The organism is Domibacillus indicus (assembly GCF_023715895.1).
GTDB classification, from domain to species: domain Bacteria; phylum Bacillota; class Bacilli; order Bacillales; family Domibacillaceae; genus Domibacillus; species Domibacillus indicus_A.
In genome coordinates this window covers 605,205-616,555 of record NZ_JAMBOO010000001.1, presented here as the reverse complement: position 1 = coordinate 616,555, position 11,351 = coordinate 605,205, and the positions used below count along the sequence as shown (strand labels likewise).

Here is an 11,351-nt window from a genome sequence, read left to right as displayed (position 1 = left end):
AGAGCTGAAGCGGAGTGAAACATACCAGCTGGCAGTGAGTGCAGAAACAGCGAATGGGACACGCGATGTAACAGCAAGCAGCACAGGGACAAAGTACAGCAGCACAAATACATCGATTGCGCAGGTAGGCGCGGAAGGATTAATAACTATTCCTTTGAACGCCGCAGTAGGTTATACGACAAAGATCAGAATAGAAAACAATGGTATTATAAAGTACGTAGATATAAGAATAGTTGGATAAAGTTCTTTGATAAAAGATAGAAAAGTAAATAATTTTTTCCTTTAAAAGTTATGTACTCTAGCCTGTTCCTCGAAATTAAGGGAACAGGCTATTTATTGTTTAAATGGAATTTGTTTAATAAAGTAATAACTCATAAACTGGTTAGGTCGCTTGGAAACAAGATGATTTTTTAGAACAAATAAAATTAGTTTTTTAGACAAATTTCTGCTCTTTTATATTATCTGTAAATTTTGAATTATCTATTTTTTCCTTTTGCTTTTTATTGAAATATCTTTGCCTTATAGGTAGAAAAAGTGGGGGGATGATTTCCGAGAAGACATTATTGTGAAGAGTGTCCATTTAAAAAATTTAAAGTAAGTGAAGGAGATAAAACTATTAATTTTAAAACTGAAATATAGTTTGCAACAACCAAGAGTATATAATCCAAAGCAAAGAGTGCTATATAGTTCCTATTACCTATTAAAATGGTATATAAGTAATGATATAATAGTCTTGAATCGAAATTACCAAGTGAAAAAGGCAAACTATAGGAAACTATAGGACGCAAAGCCAAGGGCCTGAACTATTTGAAGATACATATAGATGGCAGCCGGTTACCACAAGGGATCATAGTCCTTTTCTATGAACCTTGTTTAAGGTTCTTTTTTGTTTGGTTTTAAGGAAAGGGAGACGATGGTATGAAGAAAAGATTAGTAAGCAAGTTGTCTTTAGCTTTGCTTTTGGTATTGCAAATATTTTATCCATTTTTGAACGCCTTTGCGGAAACAAACAGCAGCATGCTGCCGCCGAGCAATCTGGCTGCGCAAATGGTAACACCGGATGACGTGAAGTTAACATGGAGTGCCGTTTATGGAGCCACAGGATATCAAGTGTATGAAATTAAGGATGGACAGCTGATCCTTCTTGGAAAGACAACAGCTGCAAGTTATAGTTTGAATAATAAGGAGGAAGGATCATATCGTTATGTGGTCTCCACCTTAAGTGCTGACGGAGAATCTGGTCCTTCAGCCCCGTTAACCCTGGAAGTCGTATATCCAGAAATGGCAGCGCCGGTTTCTTTGACCCGAACGATCAAAAATGGGAATGATGTGGTTCTAAGTTGGGACGCATCCGCTTATGCAGAAAAGTATAATGTGTACCAAACTTCAGAAGATGGCGGGCAAACCCTTGTTGCGTCTACGACAGAAAGAACGTATACCGTAACGAATGCGTCTGAAGGAAACAAAACGTACGCTGTTTCAGCGATCAATTCGTTATATGGCGAATCGCCGCTGTCTGAGTCTGTACAGGCAGAAGTGGTGCATCCTGTTATGACGGCACCAGCCGGCTTCACATACACAGTAGCGAACGGAAATGATGTAATATTCAAATGGAATGCTGTTTCATATGCAACAAACTACAAGATTTATCAAATTGTTGATGGAGAAGCAGTGTTGAAAAGCACATCAGCAACGACAACGGCAACACTAACGAATGTCCCTGCAGGTGACTATACGTATGAGATACGGGCTAACAGTGAACGCTTTGGCGAGTCAGCTGAAAGCAGCAAGCTGTCTGTAACAGTCGGTTCTGTAACAATGGCGCCGCCGGGGAATTTCACTTTTAAAATTCAAAATACAAATGATGTGATTCTTACTTGGGGAAGTGTTCCAAACGCAACGGGCTACAAAGTGTATCAAATTGTCGATGGCGAGAAAGTGCTAAAAAGCACGGTAACAGGCACTGCTGTAACCTATACAAAAGTTCCAGCAGGCGATTATGTATATGAAGTATATTCATACAGCGACCGCTTCGGTGAATCAGCTGAAGGCAGCCGTGTTTCGTTAACAGTAGAAGGGATTGCTCTTGAGACGCCCCAAAATGTTGCTTATAAAATTCAAAACGGCAACGATATTGCTTTAAGCTGGAGCAGTGTAGCAAATGCAACAAGCTACAAAGTGTACCAAATTGTCGATGGTGAAAAAGTATTAAAAAGCACAGTGACAGGCACTGCCATAACATATACGAATATGAATGCTGGCGAGTACACGTATGAAGTGTATGCCTACAGCGACCGCTTCGGAGAATCAGCGGAAGGCGGAAAGGTATCCTTTACATTAGAACAAGTGATTATGCCAGCACCAGCAAGTTTCGTCTCCACCGTTAAAAATGGAAACGATATTGCGTTAACTTGGGAGACTGTTCCATACGCAACCGGCTATAAAGTATACCAAATTAGTGCTTCGGGACAGAAAACGTTAAAAAGTACTGTAACTACTGGTACGACAGTAACATATGGAAATCAGCCGGCGGGTGACTATAAGTATGAAATTCACTCTTACTCCAGCCGCTTCGGCGAGTCTGTAGAAGGAAGCAGTCTTTCTCTTTCGCTCGTCCATCCGCTTATACAGGCACCAGCCAATTTAAAAGAAACAATCAAGTCTAATACTTCTTTCACACTATCATGGGATGCAGCAGATTATGCAACAAGCTATAAAGTGTACCAAGTGATCAATGGCCAGAAAGCATTGAAGAGTACTGTAACAAGCCCGACTGCTACGTATTCAAACATGCCTGCAGGTGAGTACACATACGTGGTTCATGCAGTTTCTACACGCTTTGGTGAATCGGCAGAAGGGGCAAAAGCAACCTTTACGTTAGCAGGCGCCACGATGCAGGCACCAACAAATGTAACCTCTACTATTTTAAATGGAAACGATATCCGTCTTAGCTGGACGGCTGCAACGAACGCAACAAGCTATAGAATTTATCAAGTAGTAGATGGCCAAAAAGTATTGAAGAGTACTGTAACGAGCACTTCTGCTACGTATTCAAATCTGCCAGCTGGGAATTATCAATATCTTATCCATTCTTACTCTGCTACACATGGGGAATCAGAGGCAGGATCAGAGGCTAACGTTGAATTAGTTCACCCAGTTATGCAGGCGCCAGAGGATGTAAAATATCAATTCCAAAACGGCAATGATTTGAAGTTAAGCTGGACCGCTGCTTCTTATGCAACGAGCTATAAAGTATACGAAGTAATTAACGGCGAGAAAGTGCTGAAAGCAACCGTTTCTTCTCCAACGGCTGTTGTTCCGAGAATTACATTCGGTCAGCATCAATATATTGTTCATTCCTTCAGCACGCGCTTTGGAGAATCAACTGAAGGAAGTCAAATCGATGTAACAATGAACGAATATACGATGCAGGCACCGGAAAACGTGACGAGCAGCATTGTAAATGGGAATGACATTGTCTTGAAATGGAATGCTGCTACTTACGCAACAGCGTATAAAGTGTATCAAGTGCAGGGCGACGAGCGGCAGCTTGTTAGGACGATAACGGGAACAGCTACAACGTTCACAAACGTAAAAGAAGGCGACTACACGTATGAAATTTATTCTTACAGCGACCGCTTTGGAGATTCACCGGAAGCCGGTCAAGTTTCCTTGAACGTTACTCATCCAATTATGCAGGCACCAGAGAATGCGACTCATTCGATTGCAAACGGCAATGACATTGTCTTGAAATGGACCGCTTCAACCTATGCAACAGCATATAACATTTATCAAGTTCAAGATGGCCAGAAGAAATTGATCAAAACGGTAACGGGTACTTCTTTGTCACTTATTAACATGGCTGAAGGTGACTATACGTACGAGATTTATTCTTATAGCAGCCGCTTTAACGAATCACCGGAAGCAAGCACCATTAAGTTTACATTAACATGGCCCGTTGTACAGCCGCCGCAAGCAGCCGGCACTGTCTTTAACGCCAATAATATGACACTTACATGGAAAGCTGTTCCTTGGGCTAATGAATACCGCGTGTATCAAATTACAAATGGTGAGAAAAAACAGATTTACAAAGGAAACGTGCTGTCATATAAAGTGTACAACCTGACAGAAGATACGCATTCTTTTGAAGTAACAGCCTACAGTACACGCTTCGGCGAATCGGTTCCTTCTGAGCAAGTTACAGAGAAGATTGTATATCCAGATATGCAAGCTCCGGAAGCAACTCTTACGTTAACAAGCGATACAAGTGCCCGCATTGTTTGGGATTTTGTTACGTATGCAAATGGCTACAACATTTACGAGCTTATTGACGGGGAATCGGTACTGGTAGCGGAAAAAGTAAATAACCTATCTTACACAGTTTCCAATCTGTCGTATGCGAATCATGAATATTTTGTTACTTCTTACAGCAACTCGTTTGGCGAATCCGACCGCTCAAATGTTGTACTGGCGAAGTTGATTGTGGATACAGAAGCGCCGATTACAAAAGCAGAAGCACCAGCGGGCTGGATGAATCAAAAAGCTTCTGTGGTGTTGTCTGCAACAGACAATGAAACAGGCGTCGCTGGCACATACTATTCAGTAGACGGCAGCGAATACAAAGCAGGTACGTCTTTCACGATTGAAGGAGAAGGCGTGCATAACGTTTCTTTCTACTCGGTTGATAAAGTGGGCAACAAGGAAACCGCCCAAACGATTGAAGTGAGGATTGACCAAACGTCTCCTGTGACAAAAGCGGAAGCGCCAGCAGGCTGGAGCAAAGAAAATGCGGCAGTCAAACTGGCAGCCACTGATGAAGCAAGCGGCGTTGCACAAACGTTCTATTCTATTAATGGATCTGATTATACAGAGGGTGCGACGGTTATCGTTGAAAAAGAGGGCGTTCACAGCATTTCTTACTTCTCTGTCGATAAAGCAGGAAACAAAGAAGAAGTAAAAACGATTGAAGTGAAGGTTGATCAAACAGCCCCTGTGACAAAAGCAGATGCAGCAGAGGCATGGAGCAAGGAAGATGTCGCAGTGAAACTAGCAGCGTCTGACGAAGCAAGCGGCGTAGCGCAAATCTTCTATTCTATTAATGGTACTGAGTACACAGAAGGCACATCTTTTACTGTGGAGAAAGAAGGAGTCAACAAGGTTTCCTTCTATTCTGTGGACAAAGCGGGTAATAAAGAAACTGTACAGACAATTGAAGTGAAGGTTGATCGAACAGCCCCTGTGACAAAAGCAGATGCAGTGAACACATGGAGCAAGGAAGATGTAACTGTGAAACTCGAAGCATCTGATGAAGCGAGTGACATTGCGCAAACCTTCTATTCTATTAATAGTACTGAGTACACAGAAGGCACATCTTTCACGGTAGAGAAAGAAGGAGTGAATAAGGTTTCTTTCTATTCTGTAGACAAAGCGGGCAATAAAGAAGCCGTGCAGACGATTGAAGTAAAAGTCGATAGAACAGCCCCTGTTACGCAATCTGATGCTTCAGATCAATGGCTGAAAGAAGATGCGACGATTCATTTAACTGCAACAGACCATGCAAGCGGTGCAGCCAAAACGTATTACTCAATCGCTGGATCAGCTTATAAAGAAGGAACAAGCTTCTCGATCAGTAAAGAAGGTATCACAACTGTTTCTTTCTATACAGTAGACCAAGCTGGGAATGCAGAGGAAGCGAACACAATTGAAGTGAAAATCGATAAAACGGCTCCGGTCGTTTCTATGAATCTATCGGAAGAATATGCGCTTGGCGCTTCGCTGGATTTAGCTTATAAAGCAGAGGATACAACATCCGGCGTCTCTGTTGAAACGTTAACATTTAATGGACGAACATATGAAAATGGCGATGACGTCACACTAGGCCAGCCGGGTACTTACACAGCATCCGTGACGGTTACAGACGAAGCGGGCTGGACCACAACGGTTGAAAAAACGATTGTCGTATACATTCCAGCTTCTATCGATGTAAACCCAGGTGTGATCAAGCAAAATACTGGGGTGATCACTGTTCAGGTAACAGTGCCGAAAGAATTTAATCCAGCCGGGTTCGATCTTAGCAGCGCCCAATTAAACGGCGTTTCTGCTAATAATGGAACGAACGGACTGGAACAGCAGGCGAAAAAAGGACAGTTCAAGTTTAACCGGGAAGAGTTTTCTTGGAAACCTGGAACTGCCAAAGCAGAATTCCGCGGCATGTTGAATGGCTATCTTGTCGTTGGAAGCAAACATGTTGAGGTCAAGTAAGATAATCCTAAATGAATTACTTTAAGAGGTACCAGCTAAGCTGGGCCTCTTTTTTTATGAAATAAAATAAAGACTATGTATTCTTCATTGCTTTCATAATATTCAGCAATAGCTATTTTCACTATATACACCATTTAAATCATGATTTTTATTGTCAATGAATTTCCACAAATATTTATTTGAATTTTCAAAAAACTACTTTACAGTAATATAATCAGCATTGTATTATGTTTTGGTAAGTCATTTTTCCTGGTTACATTCTAATAAAGAAAAGGAGATGGAGAACGTGAAAAAAAGAAGCATGAAAGCATTTATTGGAGCGACTTGCCTGGCGGCTATATTTGCAGCCTCTCCGGCATCGGCCGAAACACCAAATGTAAGGGTGGAGATTAATGGTGTTAATATATATTCACCAGCTAACCGTTTAGACCTACAAACGCAAACCACATATGTTGATGTGGCAGCTTACACAACTTTAGTCGGAAAAACGTATAAATATGACAAAAAGAAAAAAACAGTGACGATTAATGGAAAAACACTAAAAGCTAAGGTGTATGATGGTGTGCCGACTGCGGCGATCCGTGATATTGCTGAAGCAACAGGCGGCGAACAAGTTTCCTATAAAAATAGAAAAGCGTACGTGCTGGATCTGCCGGATGGTGTGGTACAAGTAACGCCCGTTGTTCCGGGAATGGGTGAGCATTGGGCGAAACCGCAAGATCTTCCTGCTGGACCTATTTATGGTGTATATGAAGGAAGACTTGTGTTTATTGAACAAATGCTTTCACAAGAAGAGTTTGCTTCGGGTAAAACGTGGACAAATATTGCGGGCATGAGAGGACTTCCTTCTCCGTCTGTAGAGCATTCCGATATTGAATTCCAGCCAACCGGACATGAAGGCTTTACGAACCCTCATTACGATCTGCATCATTATTTTACAACGCACGCTGAACACTTGAAGTTCGGCCCCGCTTCACCCGGTACTCATGAGCATTAATTCGCCAGTAGACGCTTAAAATAAAGAAATACCGAAAAAAGGTGAGCTTTTTTCGTTCTTTCAGAAAAAAATGAAAAGCTATGAAAAGGTAAAGTAAAACAGTTAAAAGCTCTGCGGGGATGAAAACCGCAGAGCTTTTTTCATTTTTAATGGTTGGAGCGGCTTTGGAAAGCAGCGGTCGTTAGTAAAGAAAACATTAGCACCAATTCAAATAAATTCGTAACGGCTCCGCTGTTAACAGGCAGCGGCACAGCACTCCCCACAATCATTACAAGTGAACCAACGAAGAACCATATCCACCCTTGCCTTCTCCATATCACAATGGAAGCAGCCAGCAGTACAACGGAAACGACTAAGACCATAAGCGGCGGCCCGCCCGATGGCTCGGCGTTTGTATAGCTTAATATTCCGTATTTCCACCTTGGCTGGAGTGAAAGGCCACGCACTTCTGTGAGTAATTCAAGCAGCACAAGCGCTATAGTCAAAGCGATGACTGACCAGCGAAACCAGGCTCTCTGTCCCCAGGAGACACCTGCTTGCTTCAACGTCATCCACGCATACAAAACGAGCAAAGGAGTAAACAGAGCATGCAGCCAGAACCGGGCAGCATTCAGTGCTTCTAGTGCAGCGCCTTCACCGATGAGGCGCCCGGCGGCAATAATACCATTGTCATAAACCAGCCCGGCGATAACAGGCAGAAGAAGGGCTGCGCTTACTATGCGTCTTTTCTTAAATAAGCGCAGGGCAAGAATAAACAGAATAAGATAAGTAGCGGTAAAACAACTGAATAAAAGGGTATCCATATAGTCTCCTTTTTCTTTTATGTTTTACCTTTCCGATCAAAATCAAACTATCTTGCTTTAACGCTTATGTGCGGTAAAGCATTAAAAAATTTTCGTTGCTTTCTATCAGAATATTGTATACAATTTTAACAACATCAAGAGTAAGGAGACTGGCAGAATGAAAGATTTTTTCAGTAAGCTGTTAACAGGCATGAGTATGGGGATTGTGGTGGCATTGATTCCGAATGCGCTGCTGGGAGAAATTCTGAAGTTGATGATCCCGCATGCGCCGGCGCTGCAGTCTGTGCTGGACATGACGGTGATTGTGATGAGTTTATTGCCGATTTTAATTGGCGTGATGGTTGGGATGACGTTTAAATTAACACCGATTCAAACGGCGAGTGTTGGTATTGCAGCGATGGTTGGCGGCGGATCAGTGCAGCAAACGGCCGATGGATTGTTTGCCCTAAATGGCATTGGTGTTGTTATTAATACGGGTCTAACAGCAGCGCTCGCGGTACTATTTGTACAGTGGATCGGCGGGCGGTTAAAAGAGTATTCGATTTTATTGATGCCGACGCTTTGTATTGTAGTGCCGGGCATGATTGGTGTAATGACACTGCCGTACGTAAAGTCGTCAGCAGGCGTAATTGGTGTGGCCGTGGATAACGTAACGACATGGCAGCCAGTGTTAATGGGAGCGATTATTGCGGTTATTTTTTGTGTAATTATTTTATCTCCTATTTCAACGGTTGGTGTTGCGACGGTCATTATGCTGTCAGGAATTGGCTCTGGTGCGGCGAACCTTGGTGTTGTGGCAGCAGGCGTTGGCTTTGCGATTGCGAGCTACCGGGCAAATTCATTAGGCACCGCATTGGCACATGTGCTTGGTTCACCGAAAATTCAAATGCGCAACTTTTTTATGAAGCCGAAAATCGGGCTGCCGATGCTAATTACGGCAGCAGTTCTGGGTGCGCTGGCGGGTATGTTGAACGTGCAGGGAACCCCGTACAGTGCTGGTTTCGGGTTGTCTGGCCTGGTCGGTCCGCTGAACTACATTCACTTAGCGGAGGGCGGCTGGTCGGCGAAAAATGTATCCGTCATGCTCAGCTTGTTCCTAGTGCTGCCGGTTGTATTGAACCTTGGCCTCATTTATGTGTTTGCAAGAAAACTAAAAATGATCAAAGCAGAAGACTATAAACTGCAATTTGATTAAGAAGGAAGCGGCCAAATGATTGGCTGCTTTTTTCATTGTGGAGAAGAGTGCACAATGGTATGCTTTTGGAAAAAAGGGGGGGCTGCGTATGATTCATCTTGTACGCCACGGAGAATCAGAATGGAATGCACTCGGACGCCTGCAGGGGCAGATGGACATTGGGCTGAGTGAAGAAGGAAGAAAACAGGCAGCCGCACTGGGCGGTTATTTTGAACGGGAAGGTATTTCGTTTGAGTATGTGTTTTCAAGTGATTTGGACCGCGCCTTTCAAACTGCGAAGCTTGCGACGGCCTGGCTGCCGGTTGAATCGATTACCGCAAGCAGGCTGCTCAGGGAGCGATTTTACGGAGAGCTTCAAGGACAGCTGCTCACCGATATCCTGGAGCAAGTGCCGAACTATGCGGATAATTTCGGCATTCCGATGACACATGGCATGGAATCGATAGAAGATATGCAGGAGCGGATGGTAAAGGTACTCACTATGATATCAAAAGAAACGAATGGAGCTCCTGCTCTCGTCGTTACACACGGCGGCGCCATCAATGCCCTCGTTCATAAGCTGACAGACGGGCAGGCCGGCACCGGGCGGGGTAAAATCGATAATACTTCTATCACAAGAATTGCCTGGGACGGTAAAAAGCTGTCGGTGGTATCGGTCAATGAAACACCTCATTTAAAAAACGTCCGGGATACATTTGAAGGGTAAAAAAGGATATCTTCTTGGAAGATATCCTTTTTGTTCTAGATTAATAAATCTTTTTGACTATTACTATATCACCGAAAAGGGAATTATAGTATAATTTGGGTGTACGTTGCCGGGGGGCAGAAAGAACGGAAAGAGCTGCCGGTCCAGCTTTTGCTGGCTGGCAGCCATCATACTAGGAAAGAGGGGTTCAGGTGAAAAAGTACTCATTTATGACGATTTTGGCAGCGCTGCTGATTGGGTTATCAGTGACACAGGCAAACGCGGCGACTTTTACCGACGTACCGTCAACGCATTGGGCTGCAAAAGAAATTTCCTACTTGAGTGACCGTGGCATTATTAAAGGCGGCTCGAATGGAAAGTACAATAAAGACGCTTCTGTTACAAAAGCGCACGCGGCAGCGATTTTAGTACGGGCAAAAAAGCTTCCGCTTACAAACGTTCCGAATCCGAGATTTTCAGATGTACCGACGTCTCACCCTTTTTATAAAGAAATTGCTGCAGCAGTAAACGCAGGCTGGTTTTCAAAAGGAACAGCGTTTCAGCCGGACAATCAGCTGAAGCGGGTCGAAATGGCCAAAATTACACAGCTGGCATTTGGCATTAAGGGATCTGTACCGGTGCAGTGGGAAGATATGAACGCGTCTTACTCTGGCAATACATACATAACACCGCTTCTGGCAAGCGGCATTACATCAGGTTATACGCCTACAACGTTCAATCCATCTGCTAAAGTGACGCGTGCCCAGTTTGCGGTATTTGTGGCGCGTGCGATGAATGCGAACTTCCGTTTAAAAGTGGTGAATTACCCGAAACGGGCAGTAGCGGATATTTATTACCCTCAGTTTGCAGATACAACGAACCAGCATGATTTTTCTTATTTAAACAGCTACTTCCGCGAAGCAGGAGCCGGTCTTGTGGCACAGCGGAATGAAATTATGGAACTGGCTCAAGAGGATGATTATCTGGGTGAATATTACGAATTTGTTGTAGACTACACGGTGCCGCGTGCCGATTCGAATTATATCAGTGTGCTATTCGAAAGCTACCAATATACGGGCGGTGCACACGGATATGAGCAGCTTTTTGCGGATAACTATGATGTAAAAAGCGACTCGTTTATCTCACTGGATGATTTAGCTACACAGTATTATTACGAAGACAATGTAATTGACCGGATTAACGCACAGGCGTATGCAATGCAGAGCAGAGGACAAATCGGATTTTGGGATGGACTTTATAGCTTGGATGAATACAAATATCAATTTTACATGAAACCAGGCGGCTTCGTGATGTTCTTTAATCCGTATGAATATGGTCCATATTCAGACAGCATTCGTCAGTTTACCATGCCATACTCTTTGATCCGCTAATGAAAAAAGCGTTCAGGAA

At 43.4% G+C, this 11,351-nt stretch carries 7 protein-coding genes and 1 riboswitch; of the genes, 6 read left to right on the top strand and 1 reads right to left on the bottom strand.

Annotated features, from left to right (window positions below; all coding sequences use genetic code 11):
• From M3221_RS03185 to M3221_RS03175, 3 genes are all read left to right on the top strand, one after another.
• On the top strand, positions 1–241 hold a 241-nt coding region (locus tag M3221_RS03185), incomplete at its 5' end, for a hypothetical protein (protein WP_251270082.1).
• A gap of 508 nt (positions 242–749) precedes the next feature.
• Positions 750–842, top strand: a riboswitch (cyclic di-GMP riboswitch).
• Positions 843–918: 76 nt separating this feature from the next.
• A complete protein-coding gene (locus tag M3221_RS03180; RefSeq protein WP_251270081.1) occupies positions 919–6,261 on the top strand; it encodes an OmpL47-type beta-barrel domain-containing protein in 5,343 nt (1,780 codons plus the stop codon).
• Positions 6,262–6,547: 286 nt separating this feature from the next.
• A complete protein-coding gene (locus M3221_RS03175) occupies positions 6,548–7,258 on the top strand; it encodes a hypothetical protein (protein WP_251270080.1) in 711 nt (236 codons plus the stop codon).
• Positions 7,259–7,404: 146 nt separating this feature from the next.
• Here the strand turns inward: M3221_RS03175 and M3221_RS03170 are convergent, their stop codons facing one another.
• Positions 7,405–8,061 carry a hypothetical protein gene (locus M3221_RS03170; RefSeq protein ID WP_251270079.1) on the bottom strand — a complete coding sequence of 219 codons (657 nt, stop codon included), beginning with the start codon at positions 8,059–8,061 and terminating at the stop codon, positions 7,405–7,407.
• Positions 8,062–8,218: 157 nt separating this feature from the next.
• On the opposite strand from M3221_RS03170, the gene M3221_RS03165 reads away from it, so the two are divergent.
• The 3 genes from M3221_RS03165 (at position 8,219) to M3221_RS03155 (ending at position 11,332) form a co-directional block, all read left to right on the top strand.
• A complete protein-coding gene (locus tag M3221_RS03165; protein ID WP_251270078.1) occupies positions 8,219–9,256 on the top strand; it encodes a PTS sugar transporter subunit IIC in 1,038 nt (345 codons plus the stop codon).
• A gap of 88 nt (positions 9,257–9,344) precedes the next feature.
• Positions 9,345–9,962 carry a histidine phosphatase family protein gene (locus tag M3221_RS03160; RefSeq protein ID WP_251270077.1) on the top strand — a complete coding sequence of 206 codons (618 nt, stop codon included), beginning with the start codon at positions 9,345–9,347 and terminating at the stop codon, positions 9,960–9,962.
• A 191-nt stretch (positions 9,963–10,153) separates the two neighbouring features.
• Complete coding sequence (locus tag M3221_RS03155; RefSeq protein WP_251270076.1) at positions 10,154–11,332, top strand: S-layer homology domain-containing protein; 1,179 nt, start codon at positions 10,154–10,156, stop codon at positions 11,330–11,332.
• Positions 11,333–11,351 lie beyond the last annotated feature (19 nt).

What these genes read in the sequence shown, in the direction of transcription:
- M3221_RS03180 (WP_251270081.1), top strand. Translation starts at nt 919, where the DNA reads ATGAAGAAAAGATTAGTAAGCAAGTTGTCTTTAGCTTTGCTTTTGGTA.
- M3221_RS03170 (WP_251270079.1), bottom strand. Translation starts at nt 8,061, where the DNA reads ATGGATACCCTTTTATTCAGTTGTTTTACCGCTACTTATCTTATTCTG.
- M3221_RS03160 (WP_251270077.1), top strand. Translation starts at nt 9,345, where the DNA reads ATGATTCATCTTGTACGCCACGGAGAATCAGAATGGAATGCACTCGGA.
- M3221_RS03165 (WP_251270078.1), top strand. Translation starts at nt 8,219, where the DNA reads ATGAAAGATTTTTTCAGTAAGCTGTTAACAGGCATGAGTATGGGGATT.